Consider the following 16,583-nt stretch of genomic DNA (forward strand, 5'->3'; position numbering starts at 1 on the left):
ACAATGAGAAAAGTAGGCATCGGCATCATCGGCTGCGGCAATATCAGCACCGCTTATCTGAAGGCGGCCCAGCGCTTCGCAGTCATGGAAATCAAGGCGCTCGCCGATATGCGCAGCGATGCGGCAGAGCGGCAGGGCGCCGCCTTCGGGCTGCCGGCAATGCGGGTTGATCAGCTGCTCAAGCGAGACGACGTCGAGATCGTCATCAATCTCACTGTGCCACTCGCCCACACTGACGTCAGCCTCGCGGTGCTGAACGCCAGCAAGCACGTTCATTCCGAGAAGCCGCTCGGCATCAACGTCACGGAAGCCCGCAAGGTGATGGACCTCGCCGCGCAGAAGAGCCTTCGCGTCGGCTGCGCGCCCGATACGTTCCTTGGCGGTGGGCATCAGACCGCGCGCAAGCTGATCGACGATGGCGCGATCGGCACGCCTGTGGCCGGCAGCGCGTTCTTCGGCTGCCCCGGCCACGAGCGTTGGCATCCGGCGCCGGGTTTCTACTATTTGCGCGGCGGCGGGCCTATGCTTGACATGGGTCCGTACTACATCACCGATCTCGTGCAGCTGCTCGGCCCCGTGGCGAGCGTGATGGGCTCGACCGCGCGTCCGAAATCCGAGCGGCTGGTCACCAGCCAGCCGATGAACGGGACGTTGATTCCGGTCGAAGTTGCGACCCATGTCGCCGGCACGCTCGAATTCGAGAGCGGGGCGGTCGTCTCGATCGCGATGAGCTTTGATGTCCCCAAGCACCGGCACGCGCCAATCGAGATCTATGGCGACAAGGGCAGCATGCTCGTGCCCGACCCGAACCGCTTCGGCGGCGAAGTACAAGTCGCCAAGACCGGCGGCGACTGGGAGCCGGTGCCGCTGACCCACGGTCATGTCGATGGCGAGTTCCGTTCCATTGGCGTCGCGGACATGGCCTCCGCGATCCTGAACAACCGGCCGCATCGCGCCAGCGGCGCGCTCGCGTTCCACGTACTGGAGGTGATGGAAGCGTTCCAGACCTCTGCCGACGAAGGGCGACGCGTCAAGATCGAGAGCTGCGTCGAGCGGCCGGCGATGCTGCCGGCCGGGCGTGAAACCGGACAGATCGACTAAGGACAGAAACATGCGCAAGGCAATGATTGTATGGGGCGGTTGGCCGGGGCACGATCCCGATCTCTGTGCTTCGATGATCCGTGGTTGGCTGAAGGCGGAAGGCTTCGAGGTGCGGACCGAAACCACCACCGCCGCGTTCGCCGATCCCGCGATTCACGACCTGTCGCTGATCATCCCGATCTATACCATGTCGACAATCGAGAAGGCGGAAGCGCTCAATCTCTGCGCTGCGGTCCGCAGCGGCGTCGGGCTCGCCGGCCATCATGGGGGCATGGGCGACGCATTCCGCGATTCCGTCGATTACCAGTTCCTGTGTGGCGGGCAGTGGGTTGCGCATCCCGGCAACATCATCGACTACAAGGTCGACTTGACGAAGCCGGATGATCCCATCATGAAGGGCCTGAAGAGTTTCGAGCATCGTTCCGAGCAATACTACATGCATGTCGACCCCGCCAACGAGGTGTTGGCGACGACGACCTTCACCGGCGAGCACGCGCCCTGGATCGAGGGCGTGGTGATGCCCGTGGTCTGGAAGAAGCGATACGGCGCGGGCAGGGTGTTCTATTCCTCGCTCGGCCACCGCGCTTACGAGCTCGACGTACCGGAGATCCGGACGTTGATGACCCGTGGCATGTTGTGGGCGGCGCGCGAATGACAGCCGTTGCGACCCAGTCGGTGGTTCGCGCTACGCTTGAAGACGTCGCGCGCACGGCGGGTGTTTCGCTCGCCACGGTCGACCGCGTCGTCAACCGGCGCGAGGGCGTGCGCGCCAAGACCGTGGCGCGGGTCGAGGCCGCGGTGGCAAAACTCGGCTATCGAGCCGACGTCGCGGCCGCTCGGCTTGCCCGGGGGCAGACGTTCCGCTTTGCCTTCGTGCTGCCGACCGGTAGCAACAGCTTCATGACCAACCTGACCGAGCAGGTCCAGCGCACCGCGGACTGGCTCGCCGGCCAGCGCGGCTTCATTGATATCCTCCGTGTTGACGTGTTCGATCCGGACGTACTCGCCGCCGCGCTGGAAAGTCTCTCGCCTGCCTATCAGGGCGTCGCCGTGATCGCGCTCGATCATCCCAGGGTGCGCGCCGCGATCGACGAACTCACCGCGCGCGGGGTCGCTGTGGTGACCCTAGTGTCGGACGCGCCGAGCTCGCGCCGTCTGCACTATGTCGGCATCGACAACCCGGCGGCAGGCCGCACCGCTGCAACGCTGATGGGACGGTTCCTCACTGGTCGCGAGGGGACGGTTGCCGTGATCGCAGGCTCGTTGTCGCTGCGCGATCACACCGAGCGGCAGTTCGGCTTCCACCAGATCCTGTCCAGCGAGTATCCGAACCTGATCGCGCTGCCGGTAATCGAGGGCCGCGACGACAGCGAGCGCACGCGGGAGCTCGCTGCGGCACTGCTCGCGCGCCAGCCAGATCTGCGCGGCATATACTGCTGTGGCGCCGGAAACCGTGGCATCGCCGATGCGCTCGAGGCCTCGGGACGGGCGCGTGAGGTGGTCTGGATTGCCCACGAGCTGACTCAATACACGCGGCGTTTCCTGGTCCGTGGCACCCTCGATGCCATCATCAACCAGGATCCCGGCCACGAGGCCCGGTCCGCAGCGCGAGTCCTGCTCGCGCATTGTTCGGGTGAGCCCATCAGCCCCGACCAGGAGCGCATCCGCATCGACATTTTTCTGCGGGACAATTTGCCGTAACCTTCGAATGGCCTGCGGGGTGCATCAGATGCTCGCGGCCATTACGGCCAGACGTTGGTGGGCTCTTTCGCGGGCCGCCTCAATGGACTGTTGCGGTCCGGTGGTTGGCCCGATCGGAATGAAACGGACATTGTTGATACCGACAAAACGCAAAATTTCGCGCAGGTAAGGCGTTGCCATGTCGATGCGCCCGCGGTTCATTCCGGTGGCGAAATCGCTGCCACTGGCAATGATGACGATGGTCGGCCGGTCTTTCAGCAACGGGATGTATCCAAGGGATGGGTCGAACCGAAAGGTGAGCCCGGGCTGGACGATGACGTCGAAGAATTGCTTGAGCTTATAGGGAATGCTGAAGTTCCACATCGGCGTCGAAATCAGCACCCGCTCGGCGAGCGCTAAGCGCACCGCCATCCGCTCGGCTTCCGCGAAGCTGTCCCGCTGCGCGTCGTTGAAGGCTTGCGCCTTCATCCGTGCATACTTGGCTTCGACAATGGGGCCTGAAAACTCCGGCAGGCGCTCCCGCCAGAGATTCATGACGTCCACGTCCCAGTCGGGCCGAGCTCGGCGAAAGCCGTCAAGGAAAATGCGTGCGGCGGCGCTTGACCAGGAGTCGTCGCGGGGCGAGCAGGACAGGTGCAGGAGCTTCGCCACCGCTCATCCCAGCGCTTTGATGACCGCATCGGCCTTAGTCACGACGGCGACGTTCTGCATGGCGAAGTTGATCGAGGCAGCGTGCCAATCCGCATTCATGGTCGAGCAGCAATCCTCAGGAACGATCATGAAATAGCCCTTGTCGGCACCGGTCCGTGCCGTGTGCTCGACCGACATGTTGGTCCATGCGCCGGTGTTGATGATCATGTCGCGGCCGCTGGCTTTCAGGATCGTTTCGAGCTTCGTGCCTTCCCAGGCGCTCATTCGCACCTTCTCGACCACGAAATCACCGGGCCTCGGCTCGAGACCTGACACCGGTGCCGCCCCCCAGCTTCCGCGCACCATCGCCTTGCTGTCGACGAGACCCTCGAACAGCGGCGCATTCAGCGTCACGCCGGGCGCGCCGGGTTCGACGACGAACCAGACATGAATGATGGCGACGCCGCGCGCCCGGGCGGTTTCAGCCAGGCGGCGGACATTCTCGACGACGTGCTGCTGCTTCGCGTGACCTGGTGCGCCGGAATCGGCGAACGCGCCCCCATCCATGATGACGTCGTTCTGGAGATCCTGGATGATCATGGCACAGCGTCGTGGGTCGAGCTGCATCTCGCCGTCGGCGAGGACGGGTGCAGCGGAAGCAGAGCCGGCTGCTGCAGTGCCGCTGCCTCGCTTGCCGCTCATATAGGGCTCGTGGCGCGGGCCGACCTTGGTCGGGATCGCATAGACCGAGTGCGTCGAAGTCAGGTACAACGTGCGGAAATCCGGCCCGCCCCAGGTAAGGTTGGCGACGAGTTCGGGCAGGCGGAGCTTGCCGAGCAGCTCGCTCCGCGGCGAATAGACCCAGACCCCGCCGGGTGCCGTGACCCAGACGTTGCCGTGCTGGTCGCACTTCATGCCGTCGGGCAAGCCGGGCTCGAGTTCGGAGCGGATGCCGCTTGCGAATACCCGCGCGATCGACAGCGAACCGTCGGAATTGACATCGAACACGCGGATCAGTGCCTGCACGGTGTCGTTGACATAGAGCAGTTTCTCGTCGGGCGAGAAGCACAGCCCATTCGGCTGATCGAACAGATTGCGCTCCACGACCAGCTTCGGCTCGGCGCCGGGCACGACGCGATAGACGCCCTGGAAGCCGAGCTGCCTTGGCCGCTCGACGCCATAGACCGGCATGCGGCCATACCAGGGATCCGAGAAATAGATGGCGCCGGAGGAGTGCACACAGACGTCGTTGGGGCTGTTGAGCTCCTGTCCCCCAAAGTGCGAGGCCAGCACCTCGCGCCGTCCGTCTGGCCGCTCGCGGATCAACGACGATGTCGCGTGCTCGCAAACGATCAAATTGAGTTCGGCGTCATAGGTCATGCCGTTGCATTTGTTCGAGGGACGCTTGACCTCGGCGATGCCGCGCCGCGCATCCCAGCGCCGGCGCACGTCGCCTGGCATGTCCGAGAACAGCAGATAATGATCGACCGGATGCCAGATCGGCCCCTCCGTAAAGTCAAAACCGGTGCCGATCTGCGCGACCGGCGCATAAGGATCGATCAGGGTCTCGAATTCGGAGCGCAAGGTGACGTGCGTCATCGTCCATCCTCTGGCGTCTAGGCCGGAAACCAGTTGCGCTGGGGCAGGGACTGCACGATCGGCCCAGGCACCTGGTCGTGCAGCCTGCCGACGACGTTGCCGCCCTCGATCTTGGCGGGACGGTCGTGGACCGGCAGCAGATAGCGCGAATTGCTGAGCAGCTTTTTGATGGCGGCCTTCTCGGCCCGCTTGGTGGTGCCGTGGTTGCCCGTGGTGCGCGGCTCCCAGTCGTGGATCTCGTTGAAGGGCGTCACGATCTGGTCGTTGAAATCATAGATCACGTCGCCGCAGATGGTGGCGATGCCGTCGGCGGTTTCGACGATGATGTTCATCGAGCCCTCGGTATGCGCATTCGCTGCGTCGCAGTAGACGCCCGGCATCAGCTCGATGGGGCCTGTGATCTCGAGGTCAAGAAAGCGCAGCGCACTCTTGGTGTGCAGACGGTCGATCAGATGCTTGATATCCGGCGCCGGATATTGTGGATGCATCAGGCCGGACACGGAATACTCGAGCTCCCGACGGTTGAGGACGACGGTCGTGTTCATCGGAAACAGATCGTCCTTGCCGGCGTGGTCGATATGCAGATGGGTGTGGCAGACGAATCGCACATCGCCCATCCGCACGCCGTGCCGCGCAAGCTGGTTCTCGATCATGTGCTCGTGATACTGCAGGCCGCGCATCCCCAGTGTTTCCATGATCTGGTTCGAGCGGTAACCCGTGTCGACCACGACCGGATATTTACCGCCGAGGATCAGGAAGCCGAGGGTGAGGACACGGCGGGTCCGGCCGCAGTCGTGGCCGAGAACCAGAAAGCTCGATTCCAGCTCGATGTCGCCATAGTCCAGGATCTTGATCTCCAGCGGCATTCCGTCCCTCCCTGTATCCGTTTTGTTCGTTTCCTCAGCCCTCAAAGCCGATAGACGCGTATGGCGGTGGTTCTGAAAATGGCTTCGCGCTGATCATCGCGCAGCGGCGCCGCGGCGGCACGGAAGGCATCGATCAGCTCGCGGTAACTGGTCCACAATTTCTCGATTGGGAAATTCGAACCGAACAGGCAGCGTTCGGCGCCGAAGATCGCGATCGTATCGATCAGGACGGATGCGATATGCGCGGGGTCGTTGCGGTGGATGAAGGTTCCGAGCCCCGACAGTTTCGACACGACGTTCGGGCATGCGGTGAGGCGGGCCATCCCGGCGCGCCACGCGGCGCGGCCTGAGGGTGAAAGGTCCTCCAGCATGCCAGCGTGCTGCAGGATAAAGGTCACCTTCGGGCAGGCTTCCGCAAGGTGTGCGGCGTCCGGCATCTGCGGCGTGAACACCTGAAGGTCAAAGCTCCAGCCATAGTCCGCTAGCCGGGCGATGTTGCGCTGGATCACGGGATCGGTGCAGAGATCCGGCCGCGCGGCAAAGCGATAAAGCGGGTTCTCGTGCCAATGAAGTTGCATGCGGACGCCGCGCACGAGGGCATAGCGCTTCAGGCGATCGAGTTGTGGACGCACGTCGTCGACTGAAAAATCGGCGTAAGCCACGATGGCATGCGGCCAGCCGTGCTCCTCGGCCGTCTGCTGCACCCAGGCGGCCTCGTCCTCGTAGCGGTCATGGGCCCAGTTGGTCTGGACATAGACCGAGCGGGTGACGCCGCTGCCTTCGAGGTCGCGGAGATATTCCTCTATCGGGTAATCGCGCCGGATCGGCTCGTACGGACCGAAGATGCGCGGCTGCATCGGACCCACCAGCCAGGGCAGGTCGGCCTGGCGCCAGATATGATGGTGCCCATCGACGATGTCGGTCACGCAACTCTCCTTTGTCCCAGCGCCAGCACATGCGCGACGATCGACGCGCTCGATCCTCCATCGACGAGGTCGTCGACGAAGCGCTCGATCGCGACCAGCGCTTCGGTCTGCGGGCGAAAACCGGGGCCGGACGCGAGCGGCGTCAGCCAGCTCACGCGCCACGCGCGGCGCGATAGTTTCGCGACCGCATCGCGCAACGCATCGGGTTCGCCCCGCTCAAGGCCGTCGGAAACGATGATCACGGCGGCGCCCCGCGCGTATCCGGCGAAGCGGGGCACGGCGAGAAAGGCCCGCAGCGCGTCGCCGATTCGGGTGCCGCCGTCCCAGTCGCTGACTGCATAGGCCGCGGCGTTGAGCGCTTGCTCGCGCCGCTTGAGACGCAACGGCCGGGTGATGCGGGTCAGCCGCGTGCCGAAGGTGAAGACCTCGACGTTGGGCGCCGCCTGCACCAGGGTGTGCGCGAACTTCATATTCTCTTCGGTGCGGGTCTTCATCGAGCCAGAGACGTCAATCAGTAGCAACACCTTGCGTGGACGCTGCCGCCGCTTCAAACGTCCCAGCCGGAGAATTTCGCCGTCGCTGCGAACGGAGTCGCGTAGGGTACGGCGCAAATCCGCGTAGGGCCCGCTGCGAGCCCGCATGCGGCGATGGCCGCGCCGCTTCGGCAGGCGCCTCGGCGCCTCGCGGGCAAGCCGGCGCAGCGCATCGGTGGTCGAGAGCTGCGCAAAGCGGCGCTCGACCAGGGCTTCGGCGCGCGCAGCTGCGAGACCGGACTCGTTGGCCTCGTCCGACAACAGCGGCTCGTCGTTTCCACGAGCCTCCTCTTGCAGCCGAACTGTCTCGTCGTCCTCACCGTCATCGACGCGCTCGATGGCCTCGTTTCCGCGAAAGTGCAGATCGAACAGCCGGTCGAACGTTGCGCGACGCTCCGGGGGAGAGGCCAGTGTCGCGAGGGCTGCCTGCCGAATGTCTTCCAGGCTGCGGGGGCCGAGCAACTGGATCGCGGCCAGGAACGATGTTGTCTGTTCCGGCGCGACGGCAAACCTGTTCGTTCGCAACAACCCGACGAACGAGATGAAAACGCGCGCAGCGCGCGGCAGTTCGGGTTCGGCGCTCATGCAGAGGCCTCCGCCAGCAGGGCGTCGAGGCGCGGCGAAATGAAGTGCAGATCTTCCTCGTCTTTCAGGGCAACGCCGATCGAGCGCCTGAAGGCATCGGGCCAGCGCGCGCCGCCCTTGTGCAGCAGTGTGGCAGCCTCAGCCCAGTCGACGGCTTCGGCGATCCCGGGCGCCTTGCTGAGCGGCTCGCGTCGCAGCTTCTCGACGGCCGCGACGACGGCGCGCGCGGTCCCCTCGGCGACGCTGGAGGCCCGCATCATCACGATGCGCGCTTCGCGCTCGGCCGAGGGATAGTCGATCCAGTGATAGACGCACCGCCTCCGCAACGCTTCGTGAAGATCCCGCGTGCGGTTTGAGGTCAGGACGACGACCGGCCGTTCCGAGGCGCGCACGGTACCGCGCTCTGGGATCGAGATCTGGAAGTCGGACAGAAACTCGAGCAGGAAGGCTTCGAACTCCTGGTCGGCGCGGTCGATTTCGTCGATCAGCAGCACTGTTGAGTCAGGCGCGCGCAGCGTCGCCAGCATCGGTCGCTCGATCAAAAACGTTTCGCCGTAGATGTCGATGCTCTCATCGCCGGCCTGGCGGATGGCGAGCATCTGGCGCGGATAGTTCCATTCGTAGAGTGCGGCGGACGCGTCGATGCCTTCGTAGCACTGCAGGCGGATCAGGCGGCGGCCGAGGACGGCGGCAATGGCTTTGGCGGCCTCGGTCTTCCCGACGCCCGGCGCACCCTCGAGCAGCAATGGCTTGCCTAGTGCCAGCCCGAGATAGGCGGCGGTCGCCAGTCCCTCGTCGGCGAGGTAATAGGCGGCCCGAAGCGCCTTCTCCAGTGCCTCGGGGCTGTCGATGCCGACGATGTTGCTGCGGACGGCCATCGAGACCTCAGCGCCGCGCCTGAGGGCGCGCGCCGCCCTCGGCCTTGATCGCGCGCAGCACCTTCTCCGGCGTAATCGGCAGATCGTCGATGCGGACGCCGACGGCGTTGAAGATGGCATTCGCAACGGCCGGCAATACGGGATTTGCGCACATTTCCCCGGGGCCCTTGGCGCCGAAGGGGCCATCGGGAGCGGGGCGTTCCAACACGGCGATGTCGTGGGGGCAGATGTCGCCAGGACCGGGCATCACATATTCGACGAAGTCGCGAGGGCCGTGGACAGGGTCGGGATAATAGGGTTCAGGCGTCTCGTAGAGCGCGTGACTGACGCCCATCCAGGCGCCGCCAACGAGCTGTTGCTCGACCAGGCGCGGGTTGAGCGCGCGGCCGAGCTCGTAGGCAGAGTCCATGCGGATCATCGTGACCTCGCCGGTCTCGTCGTCGACCTCAACCTCGGCGACAAGACAGGCATGGGCGTAGCAGGTCGCCGGCGACATCTCGCCGGTCTCGGGATCGACATTGGACAGAGGAACGAGAAAGATGCCACGGCCGGCGATGGTCTTGCCTTGCTTGAACTGCGCGGCGATGGCGACGTCTTTGGTGGAGATCGAGCGGTGCGGCGCGCCCTTGACGTGGATGTTGCCACGCCCGTCGGTTTCGAGATCGGCGGCGTTGACCTCGAGTTCCTCGGCGGCGGCCTCCATCATCACGCCGCGCGCCTCGCGCGCCGCCGCCATCACGGCATTGCCGACGCGATGGGTGCCGCGCGAAGCGAACGAGCCCATGCAATGCGGGCCGGTGTCGGAATCGGCGGTGTCGACGTAGACGTCCTCGACGGGTACGCCGAGCGTCTCTGCGCAGATCTGCCGCGTGATCGACTTCATGCCTTGGCCGAGATCGATCGAGGATAGCGCCACGGTGAATTTACCGCTCGGATTGGAGTGAACCAGGGCCTGGCTGGGATCGCCGCCGAGGTTCATGCCTATGGGATAATTGACCGATGCGATGCCGCGTCCGCGATGTCGGGTCATCTCAACGCCTCCTGGTGCCGAACACGGATGAGAATCGGCCCGCCCCGTGCGAGGGCGATGCCGGTCGCGGTGGCTGCGGCGGGAACGGCGCCGGCGGTGGGGGCTCGCGCGGCGGTTCGCGCAACGCGGCCGTCGGCAGGCGATCATAGCTCGTGCGCTGCTGCGCTGGGGTGGTCGTCCTCGCTGGGGTCTCGGCAGGCGTCCGCGGAATGGCGGCGCGGCTGCCGCCGCCGTCCTTGCGGGAGGAGGCGCGCTTGAACTCGTCGCGGATCGGCCATTTGGCTTTCTCCGCGGCGACCTGGACGCACTCGATCAGCGCCGTGTTCTTGGCCTCGCGCCGATGCGCCTTCATGTCACCGTCGCGATAGGCATTGAGAATGCGGAACTCCATCGGATCCATGCCGACGAGGTTCGCGAGCTTGTCCATCTGGCACTCGATCGCAAAATCCATTGCGGTGACGCCGAAGCCGCGCATCGCGGTTGCCGGCGTACGGTTGGTGAAGACGCAGTAGACGTCGCCATAGACGTTGGGGATGGTGTAGGGCCCTGGCAGATGGGCCGCGCATTTCACCGCTGCATAGCTCGAGAGCCGCGTATATGCGCCGCTGTCGAAATACGCGCGGATCTTTCGCGCGACGACACGGCCGTCACGCATCACGCCATCCTTGATGTAGATGCGCTCGGCGCCGCGCGGCGGACCGTATTGCATCTCTTCTTCGCGTCCGAACACGTAGCGGACGGGACGTCCCGTCAGCATCGCACCCAGGATGCATAAAGGTTCGGTCAACGTGTCCACCTTGCCGCCAAAGCCGCCACCGACGGTGCCGCCGATGAAATGAAAGGTGTTGGAGGGGACGTCGAGGATCTTGGCGCAGGTGTCGACCGAAAAGAACAGCGCCTGCGTCGACGTATAGACGACATAGCGCCCGTTGGTGTCGGGCGCCGCGATCGACCCGTTGGTTTCGGTCGGCGCGTGCTCGATAGGCGACATCTGGTAGCGCTGCTCGAGCACGTGATCGGCGGTCGCGAGTGCGGCATCGGCATCGCCGAAGCGGAGTTTCTGGTGATCATATGTGTCGTGATAAATGAAGGCATTCTTCGGATAGGTGTCGTTGACGACGGGCGCGCCGGCCTTCAGCGCATCTTCGACGTCGAACACGGTTGGCAACGGCTCGTAGTCGATGCGGACTTTCGAGATAGCTTCAAAGGCCTCGCGCTCGCTGTCGGCGACGATGGCCAGGATCGGCTCCCCCTTATAGCGGACCTTGTCGACGGCGAGCGAGGGCTCGTCGTCCTTGCCGAAATTGATCAGGCTCAAGAGCGTATTGAGGTTGCGGGGTACGTCGGAGCCGCGGATGATCCGGCGCACGCCGGCTGAGCGCTCGGCGTCAGCGGTGTCGATCCGCCGGATTCTTGCATGCGAATGGATCGAGCGGACGACTTTCAGTTGCAGCATCCCCTGGAGCTTGTGGTCGTTGAAATAGCTCGATGTGCCCGTGACATGGCCGAGCATGTCCTGGCGCTGCGTGCCCTTGCCGATCTCCTTGAGATTGTCGTCGCGCTCGTCGGCGAAAATGTCTTTGCGCAGTTCCAGCATGATCTGGTCCCTCAGGCGCTCACCCGGCCGCCGGAGGCGGCGAGGATGGCGTTGATGATCGGCTCGTAGCCGGTGCAGCGGCAGATGTTGCCGGAGATCGCCTCGACGATCTCGGCGCGGCTCGGAGAGGGATTGTGATCGAGTAGTGCCTTGGCGGCCATCAGCATGCCCGGCGTGCAATAGCCGCACTGGGCAGCAAAATTCTCGGCAAAGGCGCGTTGCAGCGGGTGGAGGTTGGGTCCTTGCTTCAGGCTATCCAGCGTCTCGACGGAGCGGCCGGCGACGGTCTCGGCCAGCGTCAGACAGGAGAGATGGAGCTCGCCGTCGATCAGGACGCTGCAGGTGCCGCAGCCGCCCTGGCCGCAGCCGAATTTCGGCGTCATGTCGCCGATCAATTCGCGAAGCGCGACGAGCAGGTTGGTGCCGCCGTCAACGAAAATGGCAACATCGCTGCCGTTGTGACGAAATTGCAGGGCAGTCTTGGCCATACGATCTATTCCTGACCCAAAAGAAGACGACGCAGATGGACCCCGACGATCTCGCGGCGATACCAGGCGCTGCCGAGCGCGTTGTCGGATGGCGATGTTCCCTCCGCAGCTGCCGAGGCTGCGGCCGCAACGGTCGCGGCATCGAGCGCGCGGCCTTCGAGAGCGCGTTCGGCCGCCCGCGCGCGTATTTGCGTCGGCGCCATCGATCCCAATGCAATGCGTGCCCCGGCGATCCGTCCGCCACTGATGGGCAGATGTGCGGCGAGCGTGATGACCGAGCCGCCCTTGGGCTTGATCCGTGCGATCTTGCGGTAGCGGAAAGCCTCTGGGTTTGTCGGTCGTGTGCACGACACCGACAGCACGAGCGTGCCCGCCTGCCTTTCGCGCGACTGCAAAAATTCCTCGATTGGAATGTCGCGCGATCCAAAGCCGCCTTGCAGAGCCACGGTGGCATCGAGCGCAAGCAGGGCGACGGTGAAATCGCCATAGGGGCTGGGCGCGAACAGATTGCCGCCCACCGTACCCATGTTGCGCACCGCCGGGCCACCGATCGAGCGGGCGGGAGCGTGCAGGAAAGCAAGGTCGCGCTCGCCCAGAATCCGGGCGAAAGTGACGCCAGCACCCAAGGTGATCCGCGGGCCGGATGGGTCGATGCGCGTCAAGGCATGGTCGTTGGCGCGCACCACGGTCGAGACCGAGATGTCACCTTCGTTCAGTGCGCGCATCACGAGCGTGCCGCCGCCGAGATAGCGCGCGTTACGATCGGACGACAGCGCGGCGGCGGCCTCGCTCGAGCTCATGAAGGTCTTCACCGTCACAGTCATGTTGATACAGCCTCCTTGAGGTACCGGCGGATCGCTTCGAATCCCGCTTGGTAGATATCTTCCGCGACCATGTGGGTGATCCGGTCCTTGTCCCCGGGCCGTGTCGAGAAGCGGGATTCCCAGTGCCAGAAGGTACGGTCGCCGTCCGTCACGGGCAGCAGGCGGACGTGAGCTACGTAGTTGAACATCGGGACCGGCGTATCGAGCAGGCAATAGCTGAAGGTCTGCTCCAGATCCGACAGCGTCAGCAATTGCTCGCGCAGCTCGGAGCCGTCCTGCAGCTTGAAGCGCCTGACACAGCCGATCTTGTCCGAAGCCTGCGCGCGCTCGATCGTGGAGGTCGCAACCGCCGGATGCCAGCGATCGTGCCCGTTGAAATCACGCAGCAGCGCCCACACGGAGCCGGTCGGCGAATCCAGAATCGTGCTCTTGACGATGTGCGGCACGGCGCTCAGCCTCCGAACTGGCGTTTGAGGGCGTCGAAGCCGCCCTGGAACACGCCGCCGCCGATATTCGCGACGAGCTCCGCCTCCCGCTCGGGTGCGCAGTCGAACTCAGCGGTCCATTCCATGAAGGTCTGGTCGCCATCCGTGACCGGCGTCAGCCGAAGCGTCGCGACGTAGTCCTCGACCCCCATCGGGGATTCGAGGATCGAATAGGTGCAGAACATGTCGTAATCGGACAGGCCAAGCAGCTTTTCCCGGATACGATCGCCGTTGCGCAGGCGAAAATCCCTGACGCAGCCGACCTTGTCGGAGGGCTCGCCGCCCTCGATGCGGCTTTCCGCAATCGCGGGATGCCAGTTCGGCAGACCGTTGAAGTCGCGTACCCGCGCCCAGACGCGATCGTTGCGTGCGTTGACGACGGTTGAGACGTAGACCCGGGCCATGGTGCCACCTCAGCTCTTCTTCCGAGGGCTGCGCTCAGGGGGCGGCTCCCCGTCGGGCGAGGGCGCAGCAGCTGGCTTCTCGCCACCGCCACTGTCGCTGCCCTTGCGTGCGGAGTCCTTGATGCCCTGCATGTCGCGAGCTTCCCGGATCAGGCCTGGCATCTTGGCGAGGCTGCCACCTTCGACGCCGATGTCCGCCAGAAGCGAGTCGATCAGCGGCGCCTGGACGCGGTAGCGCAGCGCCGAGTCGATCACCTCGTCGGTGGCGCTACGGCCGCCATTGCCACCATGGCCGTTGCCATTGAGGCCATCGACCTGAAGGATGCGGATGCCCTCGATCTTCTCCATCGGCTTGACGCTCTCGCGGACGATACCCTCGATGCGGTCGAGCAGCTTTCTACGGAACAGCGAGTAGCGCGCCTGGTCGGTCAGCACGTTCTCGGCCTCGTTGAGCATACGCTGCGCCTCGGCCTCGACTGCAGCGCGGATCCGTTCGGCTTCCGCGGCAATTCGCGTTTCCTCGGCCTGCTTCTCGGCGATCAGGATCTCCACGGTCTTACGGCGCTTCGCGATCTCGCTCTCGCGCGCGGTAATGACGCGCTCGGTGGCTTCAGTGGCATGCACCCGCGCTTCCTCGGCCGAGGCCTTGGCCGCAGATTCTTCGAGCGACTTCAGGTGAATGGCAATCGCCTTCTCCATCAGAACGGTCTCGACCTCCTTCTCGCGATTGATTTCAAGCTTGCGCAGCTCGCGCTCGCGGCCGATGCGGGCCTCGTCGAGGCCGCGATCGGAGGCAATGCGGGCGCGGTCGACCTCTTCGCGCGCGGCAATCTCGGCTTCCTGAAGCGACTGGACACGGGCGACTTCGAGTTGTTCGATCGAACGTCGCCGTTCGATTCGCGCCGCCTCCAGCGCTTGTTCGCGCGAGACGTCCGTGGTCTCGATCTCCTTGCGCGCGACAATCTCGGCCTGCCTGACCTGGCGGTCGGCGTCGATGCGCTCGGATTTCTTGGTCGAGAGCGCAATGACGCGGTCCTCGTCCGCGATCTCGATCGCCTTCTTGTGCTCGATGTTGAGGACTTCGCGCTTCCTGGAGGAGGTGATGCGCTCGGCTTCTAGCGCGAGATCGACGCCGATGCGCTGGCGCTCGATGGTGTCGCGACGCTTCAGCTCGGCGGCCTCGAGCACGGCTGTGCGCTCGATCTCGAGCGCACGTGTGTCACGCTCGGCCTGGATACGCTCGGCTGCAACGGACTTCTCCTGCGCGATCCGGGCGGCTTCGATGGCTTCGCGTGAGGCGATGTCGGCTTCCTCGACGGCGCGGTTGCGGGCGATCTCCAGGGAGCGCACGCGTTCTTGCTGAGTGATGCGGGCAGCTTCCGTGGCTTCGCGCGCGGTTACCTCTGCGACTTCCAGCGCCTGGTTGCGTTCGATCTCCAACTGCCGCGTATTCTGCTCGACTGCGATGCGCTCGACAGCGAGCCTGTGCTCGCGGGCGATGCGCGCCGCCTCGACCGCGCGCTGCGCCTCGATCTCGGCTTCCTGGATGTTACGCACCTGCTGGATCTCCAGCGCACGGGTGCGCTCATCGGATGCGATCCGCTCGACATTGACAATCATGGTCTGGGCGATGCGGGCCTTTTCGGTCGTCTCGCGGGCAGCGATCTCGGCTTCGTCCACGGCGCGGGTCCGGTCGATCTCGCGGCGCCGGGTCTCCTCTTCGTTGGCGATGCGGGCGTCGGTCACGACGCGGTCCTGCTGGATACGCGCTTTCTCGATCGCCTCGCGGGCGGTGATCTCGGCTTCCTCGACGGTCTGCATCCGCTCGATTTCGCGCTGGCGCACCTCGCGCTCGGAAGCGATGCGGCTGGTATCGATCGAGCGCTGGTTGGCAATCCGGGCCTTCTCGATTTCTTCCCGTGCGAGCAGTTCCTTCTCCTCGATGGTGCGGGTGCGCTCGATCTCCCGCTGGCGGGTCTCACGCTCCGAGGCGATACGGGCTTCGGCGATCGCCTGGTCGTTGGCGATTCGCGCCTTCTCGATGGTTTCACGGGCGGAAATCTGCGCCTGCTCCGCTTCGGTCTCGCGCAGGGCCCGCTCGCGCGCGACCTCGGTGCGTTGCAGGGCGCGGCGCATCTCGATGTCACGCTCCTGTTCGAGGCGCGCCGTCTCGCTTTCGCGCTCGATCTCGAGCGCCTGCCGCTCGGCCTCCAGGTTGCGAGAGCGGATCCTGATCATCGAATCCTGCTCGATGTCGTTGCGCAGCTTGCGCTTGGCCTCGATATCCTCCATCAGGCGGGTCAGACCTTCGGCGTCGAAACGGTTCGAGGGGTTGAAGAATTCGAGATCGGTCTGGTCAAGATCGGTGATCGCGACTGATTCCAGCTCGAGTCCGTTCTGCGCGAGGGCCTCTGCCGCGTTCGCCTTGAGGCGGGCGACGTACTCGCCGCGTTGCTCGTGCATCTGTTCGAGGGTCATCTCCGAGGCAACGGACCGAATGGCCGAGATGAATTTGCCGGCGAGGAGGGCGTGGAGCTGCTCGGGCTCCATGGTACGGCGGCCGAGCGTGGCGGCCGCGATAGACACGGCTTCGCGAGTCGCCTGGACTCGGACATAGAAATCGGCCTCGATGTCGACGCGCATGCGATCACGGGTGATCACGGCGTCCTGCCGCGAGCGCACGATGCCCATCGGCTGCACGTTCATGTTGACCGGCGTGTAGTCGTGGATGAACGGCAGCACGAAGGCGCCGCCGTTGATCACAACGCGCTCGCCGAGCAGGCCGGTACGAACGAATGAGGTCTCCTTGGACGAGCGGTGATAGAGCCAGTTCACGATGTAGACGCCGACCACGATCACCACGACGGCGACGATCAGCCAAAGGATCAATTCACCGACCAGAGTCCCTGACATGTTTCTCTCCCTCGACCTTTCGG

General features: G+C 64.8%; 16 protein-coding genes. 3 read left to right on the plus strand and 13 right to left on the minus strand.

The genetic code is table 11. From position 1 onward, the window contains the following. The first annotated feature begins 3 nt into the window (after positions 1-3). Genes N551_RS0125395 through N551_RS0125405 form a run of 3 tightly spaced genes read left to right on the plus strand, consistent with a single transcriptional unit; the run spans position 4 to position 2,802 of the window. Complete coding sequence (locus N551_RS0125395; RefSeq protein WP_027569302.1) at positions 4-1,101, plus strand: Gfo/Idh/MocA family protein; 1,098 nt, start codon at positions 4-6, stop codon at positions 1,099-1,101. Positions 1,102-1,111: 10 nt separating this feature from the next. Further along, positions 1,112-1,756 carry a ThuA domain-containing protein gene (locus N551_RS0125400; protein ID WP_027517159.1) on the plus strand — a complete coding sequence of 215 codons (645 nt, stop codon included), beginning with the start codon at positions 1,112-1,114 and terminating at the stop codon, positions 1,754-1,756. Next, positions 1,753-2,802: a LacI family DNA-binding transcriptional regulator gene (locus N551_RS0125405; RefSeq protein ID WP_027569303.1), complete on the plus strand. Its 1,050-nt coding sequence runs from the start codon at positions 1,753-1,755 to the stop codon at positions 2,800-2,802. The genes N551_RS0125400 and N551_RS0125405 overlap by 4 nt, the downstream gene beginning before the upstream one ends. A gap of 24 nt (positions 2,803-2,826) precedes the next feature. Here the strand turns inward: N551_RS0125405 and N551_RS0125410 are convergent, their stop codons facing one another. From N551_RS0125410 to N551_RS0125470, 13 genes are read right to left on the minus strand one after another with little or no spacing between them, the layout of a single operon-like run. After that, a complete protein-coding gene (locus tag N551_RS0125410; protein ID WP_027569304.1) occupies positions 2,827-3,453 on the minus strand; it encodes an FMN-dependent NADH-azoreductase in 627 nt (208 codons plus the stop codon). Between the two features lie 3 nt (positions 3,454-3,456). Continuing rightward, the gene (locus N551_RS0125415; protein WP_027569305.1) at positions 3,457-5,031 is read right to left on the minus strand and encodes an isochorismatase family protein; all 1,575 of its coding nucleotides are present in this window, start codon (positions 5,029-5,031) and stop codon (positions 3,457-3,459) included. A 17-nt stretch (positions 5,032-5,048) separates the two neighbouring features. After that, positions 5,049-5,897, minus strand: a complete 849-nt coding sequence (locus tag N551_RS0125420; protein ID WP_027569306.1) for an MBL fold metallo-hydrolase — start codon at positions 5,895-5,897, stop codon at positions 5,049-5,051. Positions 5,898-5,938: 41 nt separating this feature from the next. Further along, entirely contained in the window at positions 5,939-6,823 is an 885-nt protein-coding gene (locus N551_RS0125425) for an amidohydrolase (RefSeq protein ID WP_027569307.1), read from the minus strand. Further along, positions 6,820-7,941 (minus strand): VWA domain-containing protein, encoded by a 1,122-nt coding sequence (locus N551_RS0125430; protein WP_027569308.1) that lies wholly within the window; start codon positions 7,939-7,941, stop codon positions 6,820-6,822. Before N551_RS0125430 ends, N551_RS0125425 begins: the two co-directional genes overlap by 4 nt. Then, on the minus strand, positions 7,938-8,819 hold the full coding sequence (locus N551_RS0125435; RefSeq protein ID WP_027569309.1) for a MoxR family ATPase: 882 nt from the start codon (positions 8,817-8,819) through the stop codon (positions 7,938-7,940). The genes N551_RS0125430 and N551_RS0125435 overlap by 4 nt, the downstream gene beginning before the upstream one ends. A 7-nt stretch (positions 8,820-8,826) precedes the next feature. Next, positions 8,827-9,849, minus strand: a complete 1,023-nt coding sequence (locus N551_RS0125440; RefSeq protein WP_027569310.1) for a xanthine dehydrogenase family protein molybdopterin-binding subunit — start codon at positions 9,847-9,849, stop codon at positions 8,827-8,829. A 1-nt stretch (position 9,850) separates the two neighbouring features. Next, a complete protein-coding gene (locus tag N551_RS0125445; protein WP_027569311.1) occupies positions 9,851-11,446 on the minus strand; it encodes a xanthine dehydrogenase family protein molybdopterin-binding subunit in 1,596 nt (531 codons plus the stop codon). An 11-nt stretch (positions 11,447-11,457) separates the two neighbouring features. After that, positions 11,458-11,934 (minus strand): (2Fe-2S)-binding protein, encoded by a 477-nt coding sequence (locus N551_RS0125450; RefSeq protein ID WP_027569312.1) that lies wholly within the window; start codon positions 11,932-11,934, stop codon positions 11,458-11,460. A 5-nt stretch (positions 11,935-11,939) separates the two neighbouring features. Further along, the gene (locus N551_RS0125455; RefSeq protein WP_027569313.1) at positions 11,940-12,758 is read right to left on the minus strand and encodes a xanthine dehydrogenase family protein subunit M; all 819 of its coding nucleotides are present in this window, start codon (positions 12,756-12,758) and stop codon (positions 11,940-11,942) included. After that, positions 12,755-13,204 (minus strand): SRPBCC family protein, encoded by a 450-nt coding sequence (locus N551_RS0125460; protein WP_027569314.1) that lies wholly within the window; start codon positions 13,202-13,204, stop codon positions 12,755-12,757. The genes N551_RS0125455 and N551_RS0125460 overlap by 4 nt, the downstream gene beginning before the upstream one ends. A 5-nt stretch (positions 13,205-13,209) precedes the next feature. Continuing rightward, positions 13,210-13,647: an SRPBCC family protein gene (locus tag N551_RS0125465; RefSeq protein WP_027569315.1), complete on the minus strand. Its 438-nt coding sequence runs from the start codon at positions 13,645-13,647 to the stop codon at positions 13,210-13,212. Between the two features lie 9 nt (positions 13,648-13,656). Next, complete coding sequence (locus tag N551_RS0125470; RefSeq protein WP_027569316.1) at positions 13,657-16,560, minus strand: flotillin family protein; 2,904 nt, start codon at positions 16,558-16,560, stop codon at positions 13,657-13,659. Positions 16,561-16,583 lie beyond the last annotated feature (23 nt).

It is taken from the genome of Bradyrhizobium sp. URHA0013, from assembly GCF_000518345.1.
Classification (GTDB): domain Bacteria; phylum Pseudomonadota; class Alphaproteobacteria; order Rhizobiales; family Xanthobacteraceae; genus Bradyrhizobium.